We start from the raw sequence: 23,689 nt of genomic DNA on the forward strand, positions 1-23,689 counted from the left end.
CGGCGTTGGGTTGCAGCCTTGACCACCGTCTCCGGCGGTTAGCCGAGTGACTGTAGGGCCAGATCCAGCGCCTGGCGCAGTAACCCGCGATCGTGATGATGAGGTCCGTCGTCTGCCGCCAGCGGCCGCTGTATGATAATGCGTTCCGCGAGGCCGTCCGTCGCCGTCCCCGGCCCGACAATCACCCCGTCGATAACCTTTTCCCGGCCGATGGCCTGCTCCATCATGCGCACTTTTTGCGCCAGCGTCATATTCGCCGCCGCCACGCTGAGCTCGCGGCCGAGGTTATCCAGGTAGATCATCAGCGCGGGGGTGCGGCGCAGCGCCAGCGTCAAATCTTCCACCAGCAGCAGCGGCATTAGGCTGGTGAGAAAGCTGCCGGGGCCGATAATGATAAGGTCCGCACCGGCGTTAGCCAGCAACGCTTCGCGCGTCGCCGGAACCGGCGCTGTGAGCTTCAGCTGTACGGGCAGTTCATTCAGCCGGTCAATGGCCACTTCCCCATACACGGTGTAGCCGGACAGCGCGGTGGCCTGCAAATCCACCGGCTGTTCCGACATCGGGATCAGGCTGGCGTTAACCTTCAGCAGGTTGCGAATCAGGTTGATGGCTTCAAGCGGCCTGACGCTGAGATTATCTAGCGCCTTTAACATTAAATTGCCCAGGTTGTGGCCCGCCAGTTCACCCTGGCCGCCAAAGCGGTATTCAAACATCGCCGAGGCGATAAGCTGATTGAGGCAGTTGCGGGTATCGCCCCAGGCAATGCCGCCCTCGGACTGGCGAATGCGGCCGGAAGAGCCGCCATTATCGGTGGTGGTCACGATGCCCGTCAATCGTGATCCCAGAAAGGAAAGCGCAGACATGACCCGGCCCAAGCCGTGGCCGCCGCCCAGGGCGACCACCTGGCCCAAATCGGCTAATGTTCGGTTGCGCATAATTCTCCTGATGGTGTGAAACGGGTGACTGAGGCTGAGTGTGGCATAAAATAGCGGATTTGCCGGCAAAAGCGAATCGGGACAAGCGCCTGGCGGGAGTTTTCAGGAAATGAAATGGGAAAATCATTGTAATATCAACGCTATATATATTGTTGTACAACGGTTTTTCATGCATAACGCATGGTATCAGCGCGGCTTTAGGGCTAGAATAGAAGCCAGTCAACCATTCCTTTTCGCACCTTTGAGCGAAAAGGTAACATAACTCCTAGCCTTTACGCCTAAGTGGCTCCCGATGAGCCATACGGGGTTCTGGCCGTGGCGATGGCCACCAGGGTGCAGGGTAGAAATGCCGGCATCTTCCGTATTTGGAAAGGTGTTACTGTGTCACAACTTATCGATGCGTTTGAGCGCAGGTTTTACTATCTGCGCTTGTCAATCACGGACGTCTGTAATTTTCGCTGCACCTATTGCCTGCCCGACGGTTATCGTCCGCAGGGAACCCGCAATACCGGTTTTCTGACACTGGACGAAATCCGCCGCGTCACTCGCGCTTTCGCCGAACTGGGCACGGAAAAGGTGCGTCTGACCGGCGGCGAGCCTTCGCTGCGGCGGGATTTCACCGAGATCATCGCGGCGGTGCGCGCCAATCCCGCTATCCGCACCGTGGCGGTCACCACCAACGGTTATCGCCTGGCGCGCGGTGTCGCCGCCTGGCGCGACGCCGGTCTCACCGCGCTGAATGTCAGCGTCGACAGCCTGGACGCCCGCCAGTTTCAGGCCATTACCGGCCAGGATAAATTTCATCAGGTGATGGCCGGCATTGACGCCGCGTTCGAGGCCGGTTTCGACAAAGTGAAGGTCAACACCGTCCTGCTGCGCGACGTGAGCGATATCCATTTGGACACCTTTCTGGCCTGGATCAAACCGCGGCCGCTGCAACTACGGTTTATCGAACTGATGGAAACCGGCGAGGGTAACGCGCTGTTTCGTGAGCGGCACGTTTCCGGCGAGCTTATTCGCCAGCGGCTGGAGCAACGGGGCTGGCGGTGTCAGCCCCGCGGGCGCACGGACGGTCCGGCGCTGGTTTTCCACCATGAGGATTATCGGGGTGAAATCGGCCTTATCATGCCTTACGCCAAAGATTTCTGCGCCAGCTGCAATCGCCTGCGCGTGTCGTCGATGGGCAAGCTGCACCTGTGCCTGTTTGGCGATGGCGGTATACCGCTGCGCGATTTGCTCGAGAGCGATGGGGCGCTTGAGGCGCTGAAAACCCGTATCGCCGGCGGATTGAACCACAAAAAGCAGACCCATTTTTTACACCAGGGCAATACCGGCATTACCCGCAACCTGTCTTATATCGGCGGTTAGGCCTGCCCGGAGAGAACCTATGTCGCAATTGACCCATATTACCGAGCGCGGCGACGCGCATATGGTGGATGTTTCCGCCAAAGCCGACACGGTGCGCGAAGCCCGCGCCTGCGCCTATGTCACGATGGCGATGATCCTCGATGGCCAGCACCATAAAGGGGATGTGTTCGCCACCCGCCCGCATCGCCGGCATTCAGGCCGCCAAACGCACCTGGGAGCTAATCCCTTTGTGCCATCCGCTGTTGCTCAGCAAGGTAGAGGTGCTGCTCACCGCGGACACCGAGCCGGCACCGCGTGCGAATTGAAGCCCTTTGCCGCCTGACCGGCAAAACCGGCGTGGAGATGGAGGCGCTGACCGCGGCCTCGGTGGCCGCCCTGACGATTTATGATATGTGCAAGGCGGTGCAGAAGGATATGGTTATCGGCCCGGTACGGCTGCTGGCCAAAAGCGGCGGTAAATCCGGCAATTTTACGGGGGACGACGCGTGATTACGGTGTTGTTTTTTGCCCAGGTCCGTGAGCTAACCGGCGTCGAGCGCTTGACGCTCGAGGCGGGTTTCCCGACCGTAGAGGCCTTGCGCCAGGCGCTGGCGGGGCGCGGCGACCGCTGGGCGCCGGCGATGAAGTGGCGTTTTTCCCGCCGGTCACCGGAGGCTGAATGGACGCTACCTTGATTGAGGTCAGTACGGCGGATTTCGACGTGGCGGCGCTGTATGCCTGGTTGTCCGCCAGCGATACCGATGGTGCGGTCGTCACGTTTACCGGCAAAGTGCGCAACCATAATTTGGGTGCCGATGTCAGTACGTTGACCCTGGAACATTATCCGGGCATGACCGAAAAAGCGCTGAAGGGAAGATCACACGCCGGGTGATACAGACGGTATCGGCTGAGTTTTTGCCGTGCGGTGCGCCGCGGGCGAAGGGGATCTTCTTCGCCGAACGCACTTTTATGGTATGCTTGGCTAAGGTGGGTCGTTCGCGCGGCCTGGATGTTTCGCCCGCGTGCGGCCTAGTATATTTCGCTACCACAAAGGTGATAGTCATGGACCGCTTTCCCCGCTCCCAGGGCTCCATCGTAGAACGCGCCAATAGCGCGGTGCAGCCGTTTATGGCGCAGGTCTACGGCTGGATGACCTGCGGATTACTGTTAACCGCCTTCGTAGCCTGGTACGCCTCCCGCACGCCGGTGCTGCTGCAATTTATTTTCTCAAGCCAGATAACCTTTTTTGGTCTGATCATCGCCCAATTGGCGCTGGTGTTTGTCATTTCGGGCATGATTAATCGCGTTAGCGGGGCAGTGGCAACATCGCTTTTCATGCTTTACTCCGCGCTGACCGGGTTGACGCTTGCCAGCATTTTCATCGTCTACACCGCGTCCTCCATCGCCAGCACCTTCGTGGTGACCGCCGGCATGTTTGGCGCCATGACGCTTTACGGCTACACCACCAAGCGGGATTTAAGCAGCTTTGGCAACCTGCTGTTCATGGCGCTCATCGGTATCGTGTTGGCCTCGCTGGTGAATATTTGGCTGAAAAGCACTGCGCTGATGTGGGCGGTGACCTATATCGGCGTGCTGGTATTCGTGGGACTGACCGCCTATGACACCCAGAAATTGAAGAACATGGGCGCGCAGCTGTCGTTGGAAAACAAAGACCAGTTCCGCAAATATTCCATCGTCGGCGCCCTGAGCCTGTATTTGGATTTCATCAATCTGTTCTTGATGCTGCTGCGTATTTTCGGCAACCGCCGTTAAGCCGGAGCTATTGAACTATGTGCGATCTTGTCCAACGGTTGGCCGCTTTTCCTCGGCTGGATATTATCGGCCCGCCGACGCCGCTCGAGCATCTCCCCCGGCTGTCGAGTTTTCTCGCGCGGGATATTTTCATCAAGCGCGATGATCTTACCCAGCTGGGCCTGGGCGGCAACAAGCTGCGCAAGCTGGAGTTTCTTGCCGCCGATGCTCTGCGCCACGCCGATACGCTGCTTACCGCCGGCGCCATCCAGTCCAACCACGTGCGGCAGACGGCGGCCAAGCTGGGGTTGCATTGCGTCGCGCTGCTGGAAAACCCGACCGGCACCGACGACGGTAACTACCTGACCAACGGCAACCGTCTGCTGCTGGATTTGTTTCAGTGCGACGTTATCTTGTGCGAAGCCCTCACCCAGCCTGTCCAGCAGCTGGCCGATGCGGCCCTGCGTCTGGAGGCGCAGGGCTTTCGGCCGTATGTTGTGCCGGTGGGCGGTTCCAACGCGCTCGGCTATGCCGGTTGCGCGCTGGAAATCGCCCACCAGTGCCAGGGGGTCATTCAAACGGGGGCGGTAGTGGTCCTTCGGGCAGCGGCGGCACGCATGCAGGGCTGGCGGTCGGGCTGAGCGCTGTACTGCCGGAAACGGCCCTGGTCGGCGTCACCGTCTCACGCCGCGCGTAACAGCAGCGGCCCCTGATTGCGGGACTTATCGCGCAGGCGAGCGAACACTTGTCGCTGGCGCCGCCGGTGGCGGACATTTCCCTCTGGGACGAGTATTACGCCCCCGGCTATGGCGTAGCCAGCGACGAGGGGCGCGAGGCGATTGCGCGTCTGGAGGGCATCGTGCTGGACCCGGTATACACCGGCAAGGCGATGGCGGGGCTTATTGACGGCCTGGACCGCGGTCGCTTCCCCGACGGGCCGCTCGTGTTCGTACACACCGGCGGCGCGCCGGCGCTGTTTGCTTATCATCATCTGGAGACCCGATGAGCGCTATTGAAGTTAAAGGCCAGGTGAAGTCATTCAATGACCATAGGGTGCTCAACGGTATCGACCTCGCGGTGAATCCCGGCGAGGTGCTGGCCATCGTCGGCTCGAGCGGATCCGGTAAAACCACGTTGCTGCGCAGTATTAACCTGCTGGAAACGCCGGACGGCGGCAGCATTCAGGTGAGCGACATAACCATTGACGCCAACCGCCCCCTCAACGGCCAGAAAGAGCAGATCCGCGCTCTGCGCCAGCAGGTGGGATTCGTGTTTCAAAATTCCAACCTGTTCCCGCATCGCTCGGTGCTCGACAATATCATTGAGGGGCCGCTGGTGGTGAAGAAGGAGCCGCGTGAGGAGGTGGTCGCGCGCGCGGGAGCTGTTGGCCAAGGTTGGGCTGAGCGGTAAAGAAGAGGCTTTCCCCAAACGGCTCTCCGGCGGCCAGCAGCAGCGGGTGGCTATCGCCCGCGCGCTGGCGATGCGCCCGGCGGTGATTTTGTTCGATGAACCCAACCTCGGCGCTGGATCCCGAACTGGTGGGTGAAGTGTTGAGCACGCTCCGCGCGCTCGCCGAGGAGCGGTGCACCATGGTTATCGTTACCCACGAGATGGGGTTCGCCCGTGACGTGGCCGACCGCGCGATTTTCATGGATGAGGGCAACATCGTTGAGCAAGGGCCCGCGCGCGAGGTGTTCGCGCACCCTGGTCATGAGCGCACCCGGCTCTTTCTCAATAAATTTCTCGGCGCATAGTCGCACGGGCCCGCCGCGCCGCGTTTATCGCCGCTGCGGCGGGGAGGATTACAGTTATTTACCGGATACTCGTGCCCAACGGCCGGATATTTTGCTACAATCCCGTTATCGTTGTTTTGCCCGTTCACCATGGTAAGGCTTTGACTCCCATCTGATTATCCCCCTGAGCGCGGTTTCGGCCGGCGTCGTCGGGGCGGATCTGGAGTTTTTCAGTTTATGTCATTTGATTCACTTGGCCTGAGTGCCGAGATTTTGCGCACATTAGCGGAAAAGGGCTATCTCGAACCGACGCCGGTTCAGCAACAAGCCATCCCTTATGTATTACAAGGCCGCGATATCATGGCCAGTGCCCAGACCGGCACCGGCAAAACCGCCGCCTTTACCTTACCGATACTGCAACTGCTCGAGCAGCGCCCGGCGCCGGCAGGTAAACAGCGCCGGCCTGTACGGGCGCTTATTCTGACGCCGACCCGTGAGCTGGCGGCGCAGATCGGTGAAAACATTACCGAGTACAGCGCCCATCTCGGCCTGCGCTCGCTGGTGGTGTTCGGCGGTGTCAGCATCAACCCGCAGATGATGAGGCTGCGCGGCGGCGTGGAAGTGCTGGTGGCGACGCCCGGGCGCCTGTTGGATTTGGCTCAGCAGCGCGCGGTCGATCTTTCCCAGGTGGAAATCCTGGTGCTGGATGAGGCCGACCGCATGCTGGATATGGGCTTTATTCACGATATCCGCCGGGTGATGAAGCTACTGCCGACAAAACGTCAGAGTCTGATGTTTTCCGCGACCTTCTCCGATGAGATTAAAACGCTGGCGAACAGCCTGCTGGATAATCCGGCGTCGGTTGAGGTGGCGCGGCGCAATACCGCGTCCGAGCAAATAACCCAGTTTGTGCACATGGTCGATAAAAAGCGCAAGCGCGAGCTGCTCTCTGACATGATCGGTCGGAACAACTGGCAGCAGGTGCTGGTGTTTACCCGTACCAAGCACGGCGCTAACCACCTGGCGGAGCAGCTTAACAAGGACGGCATCACTACCGCCGCCATCCACGGTAATAAGAGCCAGGGCGCACGTACCCGGGCGCTGGCGGATTTCAAGCAGGGCGGCATCCGCGTCCTGGTGGCGACCGATATTGCCGCCCGCGGTCTGGATATCGATCTGCTGCCGCACGTGGTGAACTATGAGTTACCTCAGGTGGCGGAAGATTATGTCCATCGCATCGGGCGCACCGGCCGCGCGGCGGCCACCGGCGAAGCGCTGTCGCTGGTGTGTGTCGATGAACTGGGCCTGCTGCGCGATATCGAGCGTTTGCTGAAAAAGTCGATCCCGCGTATCGCGTTACCGGGCTATGATCCAGACCCTAGCATCAAAGCCGAGCCCATCCAGCAGGGGCGGGGTAGCGGCCGTGGCGGCAATTATGCCGGTAACGGCGGCACCCGCAGCGGTAATCGATAACGCCGTTAAACCGACGCCCGCGCGGCGGGCGTCAGGGCTCTGCGTATCTTACGCCGAGGCAGGATAGCCAGGCGCCGGCGGTGGTTTTTTCACGACCGCCGGCGGTCGACCGACGCGCCTCGGCCGCAGGGGCTTGACGCAGGCCATGGGCGTTGGCGCTTATCTGTTGCTTTTCGCGACGGTTTTCCCCTACTATTGCGCCCCTGCAAGTGATCGGGTGGCGTTATGCGTGTCGTGTTGGTTCCGATGGAAGGCGTGCTTGACGTGCTGGTCCGCGAGCTGTTGTGCGAAATAAATGATTACGATTTGTGCATCACCGAATTTTTGCGGGTGGTGGATGGTCTGCTGCCGGAAAAATCCTTTTACCGACTCTGCCCTGAATTGCGCCGAGACAGCCGGACGCCTGACGGCACCCCCGTGCGGGTGCAACTGCTGGGTCAAAGCCCGCCTTGGCTGGCGGAAAATGCCTGGCGCGCGGCGGCGCTGGGATCCTGGGGTGTCGATCTCAACTGCGGCTGCCCGTCGAAAACCGTCAACGGTAGCGGAGGCGGAGCGGGCAATCGTGCCTGTCGGTTTCCGGTTGCCAGTCGCTGATGATTGGCCGCGGCGCGCTCAGCGTGCCCAACCTGAGCCGGGTGGTCAAAGACCAAGCGCCGCCGCTGTGCTGGTCTCAGGTCGTCGCACTGCTGCAAAAATACAGCCGCATGGAAAAACAGGGCGATACCGGCCTGTATCATGTCGCGCGCATCAAGCAGTGGCTTAACTATTTGCGCAAGCACTATCCCGAAGCCGGCGAGCTGTTTAGCACGCTGCGCGCGCTGAAAACCTCTTCGGCGATAGGTGATGTGCTCTGCCGCCTTTCCGGCCAAGCGCAATGACTTTCTGCCGCAGGCAAACACCCCTTTCCTGACCTGCGTCAACGCCGGCCGCTATCCTTTACTACGTTGAGAGCGCGGCATTGCCGCGGTCATCGGTCTTGCTTGTTCAAAGGACGATCATGAAAGATAACGCGTTGCGCAAGACAGTCATTTTGCTGAATTTTCCCCTACAACTCCCCGGTTTGGAGATTTCACTGCTGTTTCGTCCCGCCACGGATAAAGCGCAGCACAATGTGTGCTATACCGATTACACCTCGGCGGAGGATTCCCGACAAAAACATGCGCATTATGAACACGATGACATCGTCGACATTGATTTTATCTGGCATCCCCACGCCACGCTGGAAAGCTGTGTACCGGGGCACCAGCGGTTCGACTGGGCGGTGGCCTCGCACGTTCTGGAGCATGTCCCGGACCCTCTGGGGTGGATATTGGAGGTGCTGGCGGTACTCAACGACGGGGCGATTTTTTCACTGGTGCTGCCCAATAAACGGTATTGTTTTGACCGGTTTCGTCAAATCAGCAGCGCGGCGCAGTGGTTGCAATGGTGGTTGACCCGCCAGCGAATACCGGCGCCGCAGCAGCTGTATGATTTCCTGCGCAATTGCACCTCCGACGACGGCGAGATGTACGAGCGATTGAAAGATTTGACCCCCGAAGCCTACCAAAACACCCGCTGCCCGCATTATACGCAGCAGCAAGCGTTGGAATTCGTGTTGAACGCCTGGACGATCGGCCACTATTTTGATGCCCATTGCCCGGTTTTCACCCCCGAGAGCGCCGCGGCCTCTGCTGGTGGGCGGGCGTTTGGCTCACCGCGTGCCGAAACGGGATTGCTTCTTATCCCGCCATCCGCCGCTAGCCGGTCGAGGGTGAGCGTCATCTCCCGGCAGTCAAAGAAAGGACCGCGATCATTCCCGCCTTCGCCGGCCGCCGCCAGCGGCGCGCACGGCGGCTCTGTTTTCACGCTAGTGTGTCGTCCATGAGATAGCGTAAAACAGCGCCCATAGCATTTTCTTATGACCAGACAGAATAATGTTATGCGCTTAAGTACGTAGTGGCGGCGAGGATCCTGTGTAACACTCTGATTCCTGGCGGAAGTGCTGTGAACGGGGCGTGCCGTCCCACCATCAATCACGCCCAGGAAGGGTGTTAGCGCTCAGGTGATAATAAGATCGATAAGGAAAACCGATGGCTTATTTTAGGCAGAACTCCAGGTTAACCAGAGCGGCGGGCGCCCTGCTAATGTTAAGTCTCGCTCCCTTGGCGGCGCGGGCGGATCAGTTGGCGGATATTCAGCGCACGGGGGTAGTGCGCGTCGCCACCTTTGACGCCAATCCGCCGTTTGGCGCCATTGATGCCAAAACCCATCGTATTGTTGGCTATGACGTGGATTTCGCCTGCGCCATCGCCGATGCGCTCGGCGTAAAACTGGCGCTGGTGCCCACCAATCCCGCCAACCGCATTCCTCTGCTGCAGTCCGGCAAGGCCGATCTGATTATTGCCGATATTACGATTACGCCTGAACGGGCACAGGTGATTGATTTCTCGATCCCGTACTTTGTCACCGGTCAGCAATTCCTGGTGCCGGCCGCCTCGTCGGATAAGCTGGAGGACTATGCTTCGGCCAGGATCGGCGCCGTGAAGGGCACAACCGGCGAACAGGCGCTGCATCACCGTTTTCCCAACGCCCGGGTACTGGCCTATGACGATATTCCGCTGGCGCTGTCGGCGCTGCGCAACGGCAATGTCAAAGCCATCACCCAGGACAGCACCATTCTGGCCGGGCTGTTGGCCGGCGCGCCGGATAAGGCGAACTACAAGATTTTGCCGGCGTTGCTAAGCGCGGAGCAAATTGGCATCGGCGTTAAAAAAGGCGAGGGCGTGCTGTTGAATGCAGTCAATCAGCAGCTTATCGCGCTTGAACATAGCGGGGAGGCACAGCGGATTTACAACAGCTGGTTTGGACCGCAATCCCCGGCGCCGCAACCGCGGTCGTTCACCATCACCTCCCATTAACAGGCGGTGCCGTGGTGAAGTCATTATATGTCCCGGCGGCAACGTTGCCGCCGGGGGCGGGCGATGTTCCGGTAGCGGTGGAGTTTCGCCGGGTAAGTAAAGTTTTCGGTCAGCAGCCGGTGCTGCGGGATATCAATTTCCACGTTAACGCAGGGGAAGTGGTGGCGATCTGCGGGCCGTCAGGCTCCGGTAAGTCCACCCTGATCCGCCTTATCAATCAGCTTGAAACCCTGAGCAGCGGCGAGATTCTTGTTCACCAGCGCGCCACCGCCGGACTGCGCGGCCGACGGCTGCGGGCGCTGCGTACCGGCATCGGTTTCGTCTTCCAGCAGTTTAATCTCTATAGCCATCTGACCGCGCTGGATAATGTCGCGCTGGCCCTTATCAAAATTCAGAAGTTGAGCGTGGCCGCGGCGCATCAGCACGCGCGCGAGAAGCTGCGCCAGGTCGGATTGGCGGACAAGGCGCAGCATTTCCCTCATCAGCTTTCGGGAGGCCAGCAGCAGCGGGTGGCTATCGCGCGCGCGTTGGCCACCGACGCCGATATTATTTTGTTCGATGAACCTACCTCGGCGCTGGATCCCGAGATGATCGGCGAAGTGTTGGTGGTGATGCGCGATTTGGCGGGCAACGGGATGACCATGATGGTCGTCACCCATGAGATGCAGTTCGCCCGTGAGATAGCCGATCGGGTGGTCTTCATGGACGGCGGCGAGATCCTCGAACAGGCCGAGCCGGCGCTATTCTTCACCCGGCCGCAGCATCCCCGCGCCCAACGTTTTCTGGAAAGGGTACTATCGCCGCTCGGCGTCGGGGAGCCGACGCCGTTATGATTTGGCATCCTGATTGGGCCGGCGTGCTGAGCGGCCAGCCGTTGGCGTGGATTGGTACCGGCTTTGTCACTACCTTGCTGGTGACGCTGGTGGGGTCGCTTTTGACGACGGTGATTCTGCTGCTCTTGGCGCTGCGCATGATGCCGGGCCGTAGCGGGCGGTTGCTGGTGGCGGGCTGGGTTTCGCTTTTTCGCAACACGCCTTTGCTGGTACAGCTGTTTTTTTGGTATTTTGCCGCCTGGAGCGCGCTGCCGGTCGGATGGCGCGACTATTTGGCCGACGACCACCGCTGGGCGACACTGCCCGGTAATCTTCCTTGGCTGACGCCGGAATTTATCTGCGCCGCCTGGGGCTTGGCGGTGTTCAGCGCGGCTTACCTGCTTGAAGAGTTGCAGGCGGGGCTTAACGCCCTGTCGGCGGGGCAGCGCGAAGCGGCGATCGCGCAAGGTTTCAGCCGCCTGGCAATGCTGCGTTACATCCTGTTGCCGCAGGGGGTGCGCAACGCTTGGCAGCCCCTGGTTGGGCAATACCTCAACTTGATGAAGCTCTCCTCCCTGGCCTCCGCCATCGGCTTTGGCGAGTTGACTTATTACATCAGCCAGATTGAAAGTTACAATGCCCACGCGCTGGAGGGGGTCGCCGTCGGTACGGCGCTGTATTTGCTGCTGGGGCTGGCGATGGGCGCAATCTTGCTGCGGCTGGGCCCACGGCCTCCCGCGCACGGTGCGCGGGAGGCCGGTCATGAACTTTAATTGGGCGGTGGTGCAAGATAATATGACGTATCTGCTTTGGGGCATGGTGGCGGAAGGGGAACCCGGCGGCCTGCTGCTGACGATTTTGATAGCGCTTGCTGCGGGCGTCATCGCCCTGGCGCTGGGTGTGCTGCTGGCGGCGCTGGCCTGGCGTTTCGGCGGCTGGACGCGTCGCTTACTGTTTGTCTGGGCGGATCTTATCCGCGGTATCCCGCTTATTTTCGTCATTTTCTGGCTCTACTTCCTGCTGCCGGTGGCGTTCGGCCACTCTCTGCCCGGCGCGGTGACCGTCACGCTGGCGCTGGCCTGGTTTACCTCCGCGGCGGTCATGCACGCGACGCTGGCCGGTCTGCGGGCCTTGCCGACCGGTCAGGTGGAAGCCGGCCTGGCCAGCGGTCTTAGCCATTGGCACGTCCTGCGGTTGATTCTGCTGCCCCAGGCCTGGCCGAATTTGTTGCCCTCCTGGACCGGTCTGCTAACGTCGCTGATTAAGGATACGTCGCTGGCGTTTATCGTCAATGTGCCGGAGCTGACTACCGTGGCAGGCCAGGTCAACAGCCGGCTGCAAATTTATCCGGCCGAAATCTTCTTGCTGGTCGGCGCACTGTATTATGTTTTGTGCGCCTTGCTTACCGCGTTGGCGGCCTGGTCCGGTCGCAGTGCCGGGCTGCGTCGCGGTGGCGAACGCCGGCTGGGGGCTTAAGGCGAGCGCCGACAGTCTGGATGGCGGTGTCGCGGCGCAAGACTTTGGCGCCGGCGCCGTTGTGCGTTACGGCCTTGCCACACCGGCGAACGCGATTGGCGGGAGGCGAACGGCGGCCTCGCTTTAGGCAGCGCGGTGCGCTTTGAAGGCAGGCAAGGCGGTGTGCGTTGAGGGCGGTGCTCCGGCGCTATTCGTTCGCCTGCAGCCACAGGCGCAGCAATGCGGTTAACTGCTGGCGCTGCGCCACATCAAGCGGCGCCAGCAGGCGTTGTTCATTCTCTACATGGGCGGTCATGGCGCTGTCGATGAGCGCCAGCCCGGCATCGGTCAACCCGACTTTGCAGCTGCGGCGATCGTGCTCATGGGGCTGGCGGTAAATCAGCCCGCGCGTGAGCAGCTTGTCCAGCCGCACCGACATGGCGCCGGAGGATAACATCAACGTCTGATACAGCCGGGTCGGCGTCACCTCTTCCCCGCTGCGGCGCAGGGTGGCGAGAATATCGAACTCCACCGGCTCCAGGCCCGCGCGGGCATGGAGCGCATTGACCTGGGCGCCGATCAGGTTATTCATCCGGGCAAGACGGCCAACCAGACCTATGGGCAGGCAATCCAAATCCGGGCGCTGGCTGCGCCATTGTTCCAGTACGCGGTCGACGTGATCCTGGTTCATCATTTCCCCCCGACAGTGCAATAACCAAAAGATACTTGAGAAGCTGAAATGTTTCAAAAATCATATCTTTTATAAAAGATACTTTTTGGAAAGATAACATGCCTATTCTCCTCGCCTTGCTTGCCCCGATACTGTGGGGCAGTACCTACGCGACGGTCAGATTGTTTTTGCAAGAACAATCTCCCGTCTGGGTGGCGGTCTGGCGCGCGCTACCGGCCGGTATCCTGCTGTTGATGATTCATCCCACCAAACCGCCGCTGCCGGCGAAAAAAATGCTGGCGCTAAGCTTTTGCAATATTGCGGCCTTTTTTCTGCTGCTTTTGATCGCTGCCTACCGGTTACCGGGATCGATTGCCGGCACGTTAAACGCCACCATGCCGCTGCAGGTGATGCTGCTACGCTGGCTGCAGGAAGGAAAAAGGCCGTCGTGGTGGATGGCGCTGCTGTCATTGGCCGAGATTGCCGGCGTGGCGTTATTACTTAATCCCTCGTCGTCGCCGGATCCGGTCGGGGTCGCGGCGGCACTGGCGGCGACGCTGTTGATTGCGCAGTCCACGCTGTGGATGAGTCGCTGGCAATATCGGGATGCGCTGGCGCTGACCGCCTGGCAACTGCTGCTCGGCGGCATGATGTTGCTGCCGGTAGCGCTGGCGCTGGCGGGGCCGTCGGCCCTGCCGCGGCCGCACGCCTGGCCGGGACTTATTTGGCTGGTGCTGGCCAACAGCGCGCTGGCGTATTGGTGCTGGGTATGGGCGCTGAACCGCTTTGGCCCCGCGGTGATGTCGATAGTGTCGTTACTTAATCCGCTGAGCGCGGTGTTGCTGGGGGTCATGCTGTTGCCGGAGCGGTTATCGTGGCCGCAGTGGCTCGGTATCGCACTGATTTTGTTTGCCGTGCTGTTGATGAAAATTCCCACTGCGCTGCGCCGACCGGTGCGCGCTAAAGCGGCCAGGGGCGTACCGCCAGCCGCCGTGGCGGACAGGCCTGAGGGCAGCCCCGAGCAGCGGTGATAGCAACGGCGCGGGGCTGTTCTATCTCCTGGTCGGCGTCGGCGTGATAGGGGCAGGCTACATGACCAGCGAACGTCTGTACGTTCAGCATGCACCGCTGCCGGCTGCGGCGGCGGCGACCGAGACAGACAGGACCGGGCGCAATGAGTGGCGCCACTATGATCGCACCCCCGCCTGGGCGATCCACACCGACGATGTCATGCAGCCGGGGGAAGATAAAAAAGGGCGCGAATTCAATTTTGAGGCTACCCCGATTAAAGTGGCCAATCGGCTTTATCTCTGTACGCCGCACCGGCGGGTGCTGGTGCTGAATGCGACCACCGGTAAAACCCTCTGGACCTACGATCCCCACAACGACACCCGCGCCAACGAGTATCTTGCCTGTCGCGGGGTGCCTATTACCAATCGCCCACCCCGCCAATGCCCCCTGCGATCGGCGCATTATCAGCACCACCGCCGATGCCAAACTCATCGCGCTTGATGCCGACACGGGGCGGTTGTGTCAGGATTTCGGGGCAGGGGGCCGCGTGAACCTGACCGATTTAATGGGCAAGGTTCCGCCGGGCTTTCATTTCATCACCTCACAGCCCCTGGTGGTGAACGATCGCGTCGTGCTGGGCGGCAGGATCTATGATAATCAGGCGCGCGGCGAGCCGTCCGGCGTGGTGCGCGCCTTTGATCCCCAAAGCGGCAAATTGGCTTGGGCATGGGATATGGGCCGCAGCGATCCCACCGCGCCGCTGAAACCCGGCGAAACTTACACCCGCGGCACGCCGAATGGCTGGCGCGGACCCGGCGCTGGGGCTGGTCTATATCCCCCTGGGGAACGCCACGCCGGATTATTACGGCGCACAGCGTCGGCCGTTTGATGACAAGTATTCCAGCGCTATCGTGGCGCTGGACTTGGCGACGGGGAGAGAGCGTTGGCATTTCCAGACCGTCCATCATGATGTGTGGGATTTTGATTTGCCCATCGGGCCTTTGCTGGTGGATCTGCCCCAGCCCGGGGGAGGGACGGTGCCCGCGCTGGTGCAGACCACCAAAATGGGCCAATTGTTTCTGCTGGATAGGCGTACCGGCAAACCGTTGGCGCAGGTCGAGGAGCGGCCGGTGCCGCAGGCGGATCCGTTCCCGGGAGAGCGTCTATCGCCCACCCAGCCCTACTCCACCAGCATGCCAACGTTCGCGCCCGCCAATTTGACCGAAAAGGATTTATGGGGCGCTACGCCGTTCGATCAGCTTTGGTGCCGCGTGCAGTTCCGCCGGTTCGGTTATCAGGGGCAATACACGCCGCCGGGGCTGGGAACCCGTATCGCTTATCCGGCGTTTGACGGGGTGATGGATTGGTTCGGCGCCTCGATTGACCCGGCGCGTCACGTGCTTATCGCCAATACCAGCTATATCCCGTTTATCGCCGAGGGCGTCACCGAGCAAAAAGCGTTACGCCGCGGGTTGATGCAACCCTGGGCCGGTTGGGAAAGTAATCAGCCGTATCCCAAACCGAAGGAGTTCGCGGTGGGGCCGCAGTACGGTACGCCTTATGCCGAGATTGTGCGTTCCTGGCTATCGCCCCTTGGTGAGCCCTGCAATGCGCCACCCTGGGGTAAACTGGCGGCGATTGATTTGCAAAGCCGAAAAATCAGCTGGGAGCGGCCGGTGGGCACCACTCGCGATATGAATATTTTGAATACCCATACCAATGCGGTGCTGCCGACGGGGATCTTTACCATGGGCGGCAATATTATCACCGCGGGCGGGCTGATTTTTATGGGCGCCACCGCCGACGACTATCTGCGCGCTTTCGACGAAGCCAGCGGCAAAGAGCTGTGGCGCGGCCGCCTGCCGGCCGGCGGGCAGGCGACGCCCATCACTTATTTGGGCGCCGACGGTTGCCAGTATGTGGTGATTGCCGCCGGGGGACACGGCGGGCTCGGCACCCGCACCGGCGACAGCGTCGTGGCCTGGGCGCTGCCCACTCGCCGCGCCGCAGGGAAATGACGGCGCGGCGGACGCCGGTTACGCTCGGGGACGCCGGCGCAAACGGGCCACGCGGGCTGATGCGTTGGGGCCTATCACGGCACGGCGTGCGGCTTAGGCGCCGTATCGCTGGCGTTTTGCGCCGCGCAGGGGCGATACGGAGGCGTTATCCGTTATCCCCAGCGGTGATCCTTTAAACGATTAGGGTTAGGTGAACTGCAGATCGGGCGGCGTGTTGGCCATCATAAACAGCATACCTTGCTTCATGCTTTCCCACATTTCGTGGCGAATCATCAGCAACTGCGCCAGGGTAATCCCCAGCAGCCCGGTGACAAACCAGCACGCCATACCGATGCCCACGCCGGTGAAAATAAACGCCGTCGCGTTGCGGCTGGACCGGTTGCTGGTTCCGGTCACATCCGATCACTGATTCCGATTTCACCCGATCACTAATTCTGATTTCATCCGATCACTGATTCCGGTCGCCCGATCAGCGATTCCGATTCTGTCCGATCGCTCATCTTCTGTTCCGCCATACTCTGGAGACTTTTAGCTTCCGGGGGCATGGCATGGCACGTAAAAAGAAGAAAGCGAGAACGGAAATGTGCATCTATATTAATGTCTTACGTATGAAATTCGAGCAGCGTCGCTCGAATCGCACTATCGCAGCAGCGCTCGGCATAGGCTGTACTACCGTGCACGATATCCTCGGCCGATTCACGGTAGCTAACCTGGTCTGGCCATTGCCGGCGGAACTGTCCCCCGTCGACCTCGACCGCCTGCTCTATCCCGGCAAATCCGGAAAAGTTATCAATACCTTACCCAGCTGGCTTGATATCGATACCGAGTTAAGCCGCAAGGGCATGACCAAGCAGCTGCTCTGGATGGAATATCAGTCCGCCGTGGGCGGTGATGCCCTCGGTTACTCACAGTTTTGTGCACTGTTCCGTGACTGGAAAAAGAAGCAGCGGCGTTCCATGCGCATGGAGCACAAGGCTGGCGAAAAGCTCTTCATCGACTTCTGTGGCCCCACCGTACCTATCGTCAACCCTGCGACCGGTAGCGTACGCCAGGTCGCTATCTTCGTCGCTGCCATGGGCGTGTCAGGCTATGCGTATATCGAAGCCTGCGAAGGCCAGGACATGGCATCGTGGCTCAACGCCAATAGCCGCTGCCTGCACTTCATGGGTGGGGTTCCGGAGCTGATGATACCTGATAATCTGCGCAGCGCTGTCAGCACCCCTGACCGCTATGAGCCGGTCATAAACCAGAGCTACCAGGCGCTGGCAAATCACTATGAGACAGTGGTGCTACCGGCGCGCCCGAGAAAACCGAAAGACAAGGCGAAGGCAGAATCAACTGTGCAGCTGGTAGAACACTGGGTTTTGGCCCGGTTGCGTAAACGTAGGTTCTACTCGCTGGCCGAACTCAACCAGGTGATACGAGAACTCAATCATGAGTTGAATCTGCGCCCGATGCGTCATTACGGCGGACAAAGTCGCCTTGAACGCTTCGAGCAGCTGGACAAACCGGCTCTTGGGCCTCTACCGCCCACACAATGGGAATACAGTGAGTATCTCGTTGCCTGAGTGGGACCTGATTACCACATAGACTACGGCAAAAACTGGTACTCGGTGCCGCATCCGCTGGTTGGCGAGCGCGTTGACGTCATCGCCACCCAACGGCTGGTGCAAATCCACCATAAGGGCGTCTGCGTGGCTACGCACCCTCGCAGCGATAATGCCTATAGGCACACGACTCAGACGGCGCACATGCCGGCTAACCATAAGGGGCAGAGTCAGTGGACGCCGGAAAGGCTGTGCAGTTGGGCGCTGTCGGTGGGTGTGTGCACACTGAAAGTGGTCGAGTCCATCCAAAAGAGCAAAGCCCATCCGGAGCAGGCTTACCGCTCCGTGCTGGGGCTACTCAATCTGCAATCTGCAACGGCGCTATGAGACGACGCGACTGGAGAAGGCCTGCGCGCTGGCGTTGGAGAAAGGGTGCATTAACCGCTCTTTCATAGCCAACGTATTGAAACACGGTCGTGAAAGTGAGGTCACCCAGGACGGAGCCGGCGTATCAATGCTGGTTCACGAAAACCTCCGAGGTCCGGACAGTTATCACTAAGGAGAATAAATATGGATACACTGTTAATGGCTCTGCGAGAGCTGAAGTTGTCGGCAATGGTCCAGGCGTTGGAGACGCAACGCGAACTCCCGGGGAGTTATGGGGAGCTGGGGTTCGAGGAGCGGTTGTCGCTGATGGTAGAAGCGGAAAATTTGCATAGAAAAAACAACCACATATTCCGTATGCGACGGCAATCGCAAATGCACTTGCAGGCAAAACCGGAAGATATCCGTTATATCCCTAGCCGAGGAGTGACACCGGAACAGATGCGAGATCTGCTAGGGGGACAATATCTGAAATATCAGAAAAGCATACTCATCACGGGGCCGACAGGTACGGGAAAAACCTGGCTCAGTTGTGCGCTTGGTGAGCAGGCATGCCGGCAGCAATATAGCATGCGTTACTGGCGAGTGGGTCGGTTGCTGGCCCATCTTCACCAGTGTCAGGTAGACGGGACCTATCTAAAACAGCTTAAGCAGTTAGAAAAAATAGAGTTACTGATCTTGGACGACGTGGGCCTAGAATCAATAAGTCCGATGCAGGCAACGATGCTGTTGGAGGTGATGGAAGATCGCTACGACAAAAGCAGCAGCATCCTGATCAGTCAACTGCCGGTGAAAAAATGGTATGGACTGATAGAAAACCCCACGACAGCTGACGCGTTACTCGATCGGTTAGTACACCCCAGCTATAGACTGGAACTTAAAGGCGAATCACTACGCAAAGAGCAAGGAGTAGCCAGCACAGGAAAAATAGACTAAACCCGAGTCAGAAGATGAGCGAACACGTGATCGAATATCACTGGAATGGGTGATCGGAAAATATCGGAATAACTGATCGGATGTCGCCGGAACAGCTGATCGGATACGTCGGAATCTGCACCGGTGGCACTGCACGTGCAGCTGGCTGGCAAAAAACATCATCATCGCGCTGAGCAGTTCCCAGCGCATCACAAGAAAGCTTGCGGCAAGCATTCCCACGGTAAAAATTTCTCCAATCATCAACTGATGGTGTAATTTTCCCTCGTTTTTTTGCATTGCGCCACAAAAATATGTGACGAGGATCATAATAATTACCCCCCGCCGCTTGCTTTCTACTGATTTAAGATTTTCCGTTTACCGTCTCGGCCGGGCCAACTATCTGAAACTTAGGCAAATCTCCCTGCGGATAGAGCTCCAAGCCGCCGCCCAGCGCTTTATACAGCGAGACCAGGTCCACGCTGGATTGTACGCGGGCGCTGGCGGCCTGCTGCCGCGCCTGTGCCAGCTGACGCTGCGCGTCCAACACCTCGATAAAGGTGCTTATCCCCTGGCGATAGCTGTTGCTGGCCAGATTGAAGGCATTTTGCAGCGCGTCGGCGGTTTGTTCCAACCCGTCGACCCGCTGCTGGTCGGCGCGATAACTGACCAAGGCGTTTTCCACATCCTGGAGCGCGGTCAGTACCGTTTGGCGATAGGCGAGGACGGCATTTGCCTGTTGCGCCCGCGCCAGCCGCACATTCGACACCAGCCTCCCGCCTTGGAAAATGGGAATAGACACCTGCGGACCATAGGAATAAAAATGGCTGCTCCAATGGGTGAGATAATCAGAATCGGTGTTGCGCATCTCGAATTGGCCGGTCAGCGACAGATCCGGGAACAGCTGCGCGCCCGAGACGCCGATATTGGCGGTTGCGGCGTGCAGCTGCGCTTCCGCCTCGCGTACATCAGGACGGCGACGCGCCAGGGAGGCGGGGACGCCCACCGGCACCGCCAGCCCATTCATTGCCTGGCGCTGTTGGGCTTGATACTGCGCCACGTCAATTTGCGCCATCAGCGTGTCGCTGACGCTTTGCGCGCCGCGCAACTGTAAAAACTGTAAATAGGCCCGCGCCACTTCGGCCTCCAGCGAGACCAGAGCATCATTGCGGCTTTCCACCGAGGCCTGCGTTTGCGCGTTGGCCATTTCAACGGAGCGGCGCACCCGACCCCATAAATCCAACTCCCAGGACGTGTCGAAACTGCCTTGATAAAGGTGAATCGGCCGCGTGAGCGAATCCAGGCGCGAGGCGAGCTCTTCGCTGCTTTCAGCCACCTGGGCGCGGACGCCATACGAGTCCAGTTCGCCTTTCAGGCCCAACTGCTGGCGCGTGGCGCTGGCGTTGGCGCTAACGGTCGGCAGGCCGGCGGCGCCCGCTTGCAGCGTTTGTTCACGGGCGCCGGCGATACGCAATACCGCCTGCTGCAAGGAGAGATTGCCGGCGATGGCGCGGTCGATAAGGCTATCGAGCTGCGCATCGTTAAAGGTGCGCCACCACTTTGGGTCTGGCTGCGCGGCCAGCGCCCGGGAGGCGGTGCGGTCGGTGCGGCGCAGGTCATTGAAGGCCGACGGCGTGGAGGGTTGGGGCGGTTGGTAATCGGGCCCCATCGAACAGGCGCTAAGCGTCAGTGCGCCCAAACCGAGCAGCGGTAACAGGGGAGTTGGCCGCCTCCTGGCGGTGCGAATACGAGCCGGCATATTAGTGAGCTCCCGCGTTGCCTTCGCTTTTCACCGGCGAAAGCAGCAAACAAAATGGAATAAGGATTAATGAAACCAGCGCGCAGAGACTGAAGACATCGACGTAGGCCAGGATCCGCGATTGCGCCACCATCTGTTGGTAGAGTTGTCCCGTGGCAAGCGATGTCGGATCGCCGATGAGGCTGCCGGCGTCGCGGAACGCCTGGGCGGCACGCTGTATCGCCTGCTGGAATTGCTCGTTGAACGGCGACATGTTATGCACCATATAGGCGCTGTGGGCCTGGGAGCGCTCGGTAATGGCGGCGGTGGACAGCGAGATGCCGATAGAACCCGCCACGTTGCGGAACATGGTGAACAGCGCTGAACCATCGGCATTCAGCCGCGGGGCAAGCGTAATAAAGGCCAGGGTGGTCAGCGGCACGAACAGGAAACCGAGGCCGATGGACTGCGCGGCGCGCATTTTGACCATCGTGCTGAAATCGATATTCGGGACAAAATGGCTGGAATAGATAAACGACAGCGTCATCAAGGTAAAGCCGAACGCTATCAGCCAGAGGGTCTGCACTACCGGCATCAGCTTCAGCACCAGCGTGATGGACATGACGATCAACTCCGCCCCCGGCGAAAGCACCAGCCCGGACCAGGTGACGGTATAGCCGAGCTCCTGCTGCGCCAGCTGCGGCATGACCACCGAACTGCCGTAGAGAATCATCGCCATGCCCGCCATCAGCAGGCTGGAAACGGCAAAATTGCGGTCCTTCAGGCAGCGCAAATCCACCACCGGTTTGCGGGTATAAAGCAGCCAGTACACCGCCCCCACCAGTCCGACCACGGCCAGTAGCGCGAAGAGCTGAATAAGGCCCGAGGCGAACCAATCATCATCTTCACCGCGGTCCAGCATCACCTGCAAGCAGCCCAGCCCCAGCGCGATAAGCCCGATACCGATATAATCGATATTGAGCTTACCGTTCTTCACTTTGCGCTCCCACGGCGGATCCTCAAGCATCTGGTATATGGCCAGAAAGGTCAGCACGCCTACCGGGATGTTAATCAAAAACACCCACCGCCAGCTGTAGTTATCGGTTATCCAGCCCCCAAGGGTCGGGCCGACCACCGGCGCGACGATAATCGCGATGGAGGATAGGCCGAACGCTTTACCGCGATCTTCGGGTTTAAAATAATCGAGCAGTACCGACTGCTGGACAGGCTGCAGACCGCCGCCAAAAAAAACCTGCATGACGCGAAACAAGATCATCTGCCACAGCTCGGTGGTGATGCCGCACAAAAAAGAGCAGACGGTAAACATGGCCACGCAAATCAGGAAGTACTGTTTGCGTCCCCGCACGCGGCTGAGAAACGCCGAAATGGGCAGCACGATACCGTTCGCCACCAGGTAAGAGGTCAACACCCAGGTGGACTCGTCGTAACTGGAGGAGAGGGTACCGGCTACGTGGGGGAGTGCCACGTTGACAATGGTGGTATCCAGGATTTCCATGAACACCGCCAGGGTAACGACGATGGCGACCGCCCAGGGGTTGCTGGACGGCGTCCAGTGACGATCGCCGCTCATTCAAGCGTAACCTTCGGCTCGGCCGACAGCCCCAGCGGCAGCGGCGTGTTGGGATCCAGGCCGCTGTCGATGACGATTTTGACCGGTACCCGCTGAACTATTTTCACGAAATTGCCGGTGGCGTTTTCTGCCGGAAAGGTGGAAAAGCACGAGCCCGAGCCTTGCTGAATACTGTCGACATGGCCGTGCAAGGTCAGATTAGGATAGGCATCCACCGTCACCTCCACCTGATTGCCGGGGCGCATATGTTCAAGCTGGGATTCCTTAAAATTGGCGGTAATCCAGATGTCCGGCGAGACCGCCGAGAACAGCGAGCTGCCCGCCTGAACCAGCGTACCAAGCTGGACGTTGCGCCGGGTAACGAAACCGTCGAACGGCGCGCGGACATCGCTTTAGGAGAGATTCAGTTCGGCGGTTTCCAATTGTGCCTGCGCTTGACTGACCTGGCGTTCGCGCGCTTCGACGTTGGTCTCGACCTGACGCACCTGCAACTGCACCTGGGCGGCCACCTCGACCTGCGCTTGGGCGTTGGCCAGTTCGGCACGGGCCTGCTGTGCTTTGGCCTGGGCCAATTGGGCGGGATATTGCACCTTTGACAGCGCCAACTGCGCCTGCGCCAGACCCAGCTGCGCACGCGCGCGGCGGTGGCGTCGCGCGGGTCGATTTGCACCAGGAGATCCCCCTTACGGACCCGCTGATTATCCTTGATCAGCAATTTCACCACGTAGCCGGAGATTTTCGGCGCGATGGTCACCGCGTTGCCTTCGGTATAGGCGTCATCGGTGGTTTCCTGGTTACGGCTGGAAAGCCAGAACCACAGGCCGGCGATCAGCATCACGACCACCACGATGGCCAGGATAATCAGCGGCTTTTTGCCGGGGCGTTTGCGCTGATTGCCGCCGTCATCATCACCACCCCGGGCGCCGTCATCGTTATCCCGGTTGTCGTCCTGCCGGCGGCCATCCTCTGCGCGGCGCGCCCCGCTGTCCGTGCCGGCGGGAGGGGGAGAAGAGCGGTTGACATCATCGTTATCGTTGGGTCGGGATGTATCGGAAGTGTAATTGGGTTTGTGGCTATCCATAGGCTCCGTCTACTAACGTGGCAAGCGCTGCGCCAGAATAAAAGGAAACTGTGTCATTAAGGGTAAAAGGATTTTCGCTAAACGCCAGTCCGCGCACGACGTGAATTGCCGTTACGCCATTAAATGCTAAAACACAGGGATTAAGCATACGCAGCGGCGCAGAATTAACAAGACAACCGCTAACTATTTCCCTCTGTCAAGTCAACGATGCGGCAAAAAGGTGACAAAAAAATACATCTTCCTGATGATTCTCGTTTTTTGCTAATCGGATATACTAATGCGCAATTCACTGCGCTCCAGCGGTATTGATCGGGTAACGGATAATGCTTTCAC

At 59.7% G+C, this 23,689-nt stretch carries 17 protein-coding genes, 9 pseudogenes and 1 riboswitch; of the genes and pseudogenes, 19 read left to right on the forward strand and 7 right to left on the reverse strand.

The genetic code is table 11. The features are described from left to right. Positions 1–38 precede the first annotated feature (38 nt). Positions 39–935, reverse strand: a complete 897-nt coding sequence (locus tag SOPEG_RS02580) for a gluconeogenesis factor YvcK family protein (protein WP_025244192.1) — start codon at positions 933–935, stop codon at positions 39–41. A 250-nt stretch (positions 936–1,185) separates the two neighbouring features. Further along, a riboswitch (molybdenum cofactor riboswitch) is annotated at positions 1,186–1,327 on the forward strand. Between SOPEG_RS02580 and moaA the strand changes: the two genes are divergently transcribed. The 14 genes and pseudogenes from moaA to SOPEG_RS02650 all read left to right on the forward strand — a co-directional run bounded on the left by moaA (position 1,317) and on the right by SOPEG_RS02650 (position 12,425). Continuing rightward, on the forward strand, positions 1,317–2,303 hold the full coding sequence (gene moaA / locus SOPEG_RS02585; protein ID WP_025244193.1) for a GTP 3',8-cyclase MoaA: 987 nt from the start codon (positions 1,317–1,319) through the stop codon (positions 2,301–2,303). (Overlaps the previous riboswitch by 11 nt.) A 19-nt stretch (positions 2,304–2,322) precedes the next feature. Beyond that, positions 2,323–2,792: pseudogene (moaC, locus tag SOPEG_RS02590) on the forward strand (cyclic pyranopterin monophosphate synthase MoaC). Continuing rightward, positions 2,789–2,961: pseudogene (locus SOPEG_RS31110) on the forward strand (MoaD/ThiS family protein). The pseudogenes moaC and SOPEG_RS31110 overlap by 4 nt, the downstream one beginning before the upstream one ends. After that, positions 2,962–3,150 (forward strand): annotated as a pseudogene (locus SOPEG_RS02600) (molybdenum cofactor biosynthesis protein MoaE); the annotation flags it as partial. Positions 3,151–3,344: 194 nt separating this feature from the next. Beyond that, positions 3,345–4,055 carry a Bax inhibitor-1/YccA family protein gene (locus SOPEG_RS02605; protein WP_025246991.1) on the forward strand — a complete coding sequence of 237 codons (711 nt, stop codon included), beginning with the start codon at positions 3,345–3,347 and terminating at the stop codon, positions 4,053–4,055. 17 nt (positions 4,056–4,072) lie between these two features. After that, positions 4,073–5,040, forward strand: a pseudogene (locus tag SOPEG_RS02610) (D-cysteine desulfhydrase). Next, positions 5,037–5,788, forward strand: a pseudogene (gene tcyN, locus SOPEG_RS02615) (L-cystine ABC transporter ATP-binding protein TcyN). The pseudogenes SOPEG_RS02610 and tcyN overlap by 4 nt, the downstream one beginning before the upstream one ends. Positions 5,789–6,004: 216 nt before the next feature. Further along, the gene (gene rhlE, locus SOPEG_RS02620; RefSeq protein WP_025244195.1) at positions 6,005–7,240 is read left to right on the forward strand and encodes an ATP-dependent RNA helicase RhlE; all 1,236 of its coding nucleotides are present in this window, start codon (positions 6,005–6,007) and stop codon (positions 7,238–7,240) included. A 225-nt stretch (positions 7,241–7,465) separates the two neighbouring features. After that, positions 7,466–8,118 (forward strand): annotated as a pseudogene (locus tag SOPEG_RS02625) (tRNA-dihydrouridine synthase). Between the two features lie 119 nt (positions 8,119–8,237). After that, positions 8,238–9,104 carry a class I SAM-dependent methyltransferase gene (locus SOPEG_RS02630; protein ID WP_025244196.1) on the forward strand — a complete coding sequence of 289 codons (867 nt, stop codon included), beginning with the start codon at positions 8,238–8,240 and terminating at the stop codon, positions 9,102–9,104. Between the two features lie 205 nt (positions 9,105–9,309). Then, positions 9,310–10,137: an ABC transporter substrate-binding protein gene (locus SOPEG_RS02635; protein ID WP_025244197.1), complete on the forward strand. Its 828-nt coding sequence runs from the start codon at positions 9,310–9,312 to the stop codon at positions 10,135–10,137. A 14-nt stretch (positions 10,138–10,151) separates the two neighbouring features. Further along, complete coding sequence (locus SOPEG_RS02640; protein WP_269465028.1) at positions 10,152–10,970, forward strand: amino acid ABC transporter ATP-binding protein; 819 nt, start codon at positions 10,152–10,154, stop codon at positions 10,968–10,970. Continuing rightward, the gene (locus tag SOPEG_RS02645) at positions 10,967–11,722 is read left to right on the forward strand and encodes an amino acid ABC transporter permease (protein ID WP_025244199.1); all 756 of its coding nucleotides are present in this window, start codon (positions 10,967–10,969) and stop codon (positions 11,720–11,722) included. The genes SOPEG_RS02640 and SOPEG_RS02645 overlap by 4 nt, the downstream gene beginning before the upstream one ends. Beyond that, entirely contained in the window at positions 11,712–12,425 is a 714-nt protein-coding gene (locus tag SOPEG_RS02650) for an ABC transporter permease subunit (RefSeq protein ID WP_025244200.1), read from the forward strand. The genes SOPEG_RS02645 and SOPEG_RS02650 overlap by 11 nt, the downstream gene beginning before the upstream one ends. Before the next feature lie 187 nt (positions 12,426–12,612). On the opposite strand, the gene SOPEG_RS02655 is transcribed toward SOPEG_RS02650, so the two are convergent. Beyond that, the gene (locus SOPEG_RS02655; RefSeq protein WP_335334071.1) at positions 12,613–13,098 is read right to left on the reverse strand and encodes a MarR family winged helix-turn-helix transcriptional regulator; all 486 of its coding nucleotides are present in this window, start codon (positions 13,096–13,098) and stop codon (positions 12,613–12,615) included. A 95-nt stretch (positions 13,099–13,193) separates the two neighbouring features. Between SOPEG_RS02655 and SOPEG_RS02660 the strand changes: the two genes are divergently transcribed. The 3 genes and pseudogenes from SOPEG_RS02660 to SOPEG_RS28605 all read left to right on the forward strand — a co-directional run bounded on the left by SOPEG_RS02660 (position 13,194) and on the right by SOPEG_RS28605 (position 16,103). Then, positions 13,194–14,105: a DMT family transporter gene (locus SOPEG_RS02660; protein ID WP_025244202.1), complete on the forward strand. Its 912-nt coding sequence runs from the start codon at positions 13,194–13,196 to the stop codon at positions 14,103–14,105. A gap of 61 nt (positions 14,106–14,166) precedes the next feature. Further along, on the forward strand, positions 14,167–14,586 hold the full coding sequence (locus tag SOPEG_RS28595; RefSeq protein ID WP_051419398.1) for a PQQ-binding-like beta-propeller repeat protein: 420 nt from the start codon (positions 14,167–14,169) through the stop codon (positions 14,584–14,586). Continuing rightward, positions 14,483–16,103 (forward strand): annotated as a pseudogene (locus SOPEG_RS28605) (outer membrane protein assembly factor BamB family protein). Before SOPEG_RS28595 ends, SOPEG_RS28605 begins: the two are co-directional and overlap by 104 nt. Positions 16,104–16,289: 186 nt before the next feature. Here SOPEG_RS28605 and SOPEG_RS02670 read toward each other — a convergent pair. Further along, entirely contained in the window at positions 16,290–16,499 is a 210-nt protein-coding gene (locus SOPEG_RS02670) for a YjcB family protein (RefSeq protein ID WP_025244203.1), read from the reverse strand. A 152-nt stretch (positions 16,500–16,651) separates the two neighbouring features. Here SOPEG_RS02670 and istA point away from each other — a divergent pair. Further along, positions 16,652–18,209: pseudogene (istA, locus tag SOPEG_RS23895) on the forward strand (IS21 family transposase). Positions 18,210–18,220: 11 nt separating this feature from the next. Then, entirely contained in the window at positions 18,221–18,970 is a 750-nt protein-coding gene (gene istB / locus SOPEG_RS02680; RefSeq protein ID WP_025244204.1) for an IS21-like element ISSoEn3 family helper ATPase IstB, read from the forward strand. On the opposite strand, the gene SOPEG_RS27015 is transcribed toward istB, so the two are convergent. The 4 genes and pseudogenes from SOPEG_RS27015 to SOPEG_RS02695 form a co-directional block, all read right to left on the reverse strand. Beyond that, positions 18,926–19,276: a YjcB family protein gene (locus SOPEG_RS27015; protein ID WP_417903432.1), complete on the reverse strand. Its 351-nt coding sequence runs from the start codon at positions 19,274–19,276 to the stop codon at positions 18,926–18,928. The two genes, istB and SOPEG_RS27015, sit on opposite strands and share 45 nt — an antisense overlap. A gap of 34 nt (positions 19,277–19,310) precedes the next feature. Continuing rightward, positions 19,311–20,615, reverse strand: a complete 1,305-nt coding sequence (locus SOPEG_RS02685) for a TolC family protein (RefSeq protein WP_236851597.1) — start codon at positions 20,613–20,615, stop codon at positions 19,311–19,313. Between the two features lie 91 nt (positions 20,616–20,706). Continuing rightward, the gene (locus SOPEG_RS02690) at positions 20,707–22,275 is read right to left on the reverse strand and encodes a DHA2 family efflux MFS transporter permease subunit (protein WP_025244206.1); all 1,569 of its coding nucleotides are present in this window, start codon (positions 22,273–22,275) and stop codon (positions 20,707–20,709) included. Beyond that, positions 22,272–23,356, reverse strand: a pseudogene (locus SOPEG_RS02695) (efflux RND transporter periplasmic adaptor subunit). Before SOPEG_RS02695 ends, SOPEG_RS02690 begins: the two are co-directional and overlap by 4 nt. Positions 23,357–23,689 lie beyond the last annotated feature (333 nt).

The organism is Candidatus Sodalis pierantonius str. SOPE, from assembly GCF_000517405.1.
In the GTDB taxonomy this organism is placed as follows: domain Bacteria; phylum Pseudomonadota; class Gammaproteobacteria; order Enterobacterales; family Enterobacteriaceae; genus Sodalis_C; species Sodalis_C pierantonii.

Excerpts from the sequence above, each read along its gene's own strand:
- SOPEG_RS02580 (WP_025244192.1), bottom strand. The coding sequence starts at position 935 with ATGCGCAACCGAACATTAGCCGATTTGGGCCAGGTGGTCGCCCTGGGC.
- SOPEG_RS02605 (WP_025246991.1), top strand. The coding sequence starts at position 3,345 with ATGGACCGCTTTCCCCGCTCCCAGGGCTCCATCGTAGAACGCGCCAAT.
- rhlE (WP_025244195.1), top strand. The coding sequence starts at position 6,005 with ATGTCATTTGATTCACTTGGCCTGAGTGCCGAGATTTTGCGCACATTA.
- SOPEG_RS02630 (WP_025244196.1), top strand. The coding sequence starts at position 8,238 with ATGAAAGATAACGCGTTGCGCAAGACAGTCATTTTGCTGAATTTTCCC.
- SOPEG_RS02635 (WP_025244197.1), top strand. The coding sequence starts at position 9,310 with ATGGCTTATTTTAGGCAGAACTCCAGGTTAACCAGAGCGGCGGGCGCC.
- SOPEG_RS02645 (WP_025244199.1), top strand. The coding sequence starts at position 10,967 with ATGATTTGGCATCCTGATTGGGCCGGCGTGCTGAGCGGCCAGCCGTTG.
- SOPEG_RS02650 (WP_025244200.1), top strand. The coding sequence starts at position 11,712 with ATGAACTTTAATTGGGCGGTGGTGCAAGATAATATGACGTATCTGCTT.
- SOPEG_RS02655 (WP_335334071.1), bottom strand. The coding sequence starts at position 13,098 with ATGATGAACCAGGATCACGTCGACCGCGTACTGGAACAATGGCGCAGC.
- SOPEG_RS02660 (WP_025244202.1), top strand. The coding sequence starts at position 13,194 with ATGCCTATTCTCCTCGCCTTGCTTGCCCCGATACTGTGGGGCAGTACC.
- SOPEG_RS28595 (WP_051419398.1), top strand. The coding sequence starts at position 14,167 with ATGACCAGCGAACGTCTGTACGTTCAGCATGCACCGCTGCCGGCTGCG.
- istB (WP_025244204.1), top strand. The coding sequence starts at position 18,221 with ATGGATACACTGTTAATGGCTCTGCGAGAGCTGAAGTTGTCGGCAATG.
- SOPEG_RS27015 (WP_417903432.1), bottom strand. The coding sequence starts at position 19,276 with ATGATCCTCGTCACATATTTTTGTGGCGCAATGCAAAAAAACGAGGGA.
- SOPEG_RS02685 (WP_236851597.1), bottom strand. The coding sequence starts at position 20,615 with ATGGGGCCCGATTACCAACCGCCCCAACCCTCCACGCCGTCGGCCTTC.
- SOPEG_RS02690 (WP_025244206.1), bottom strand. The coding sequence starts at position 22,275 with ATGAGCGGCGATCGTCACTGGACGCCGTCCAGCAACCCCTGGGCGGTC.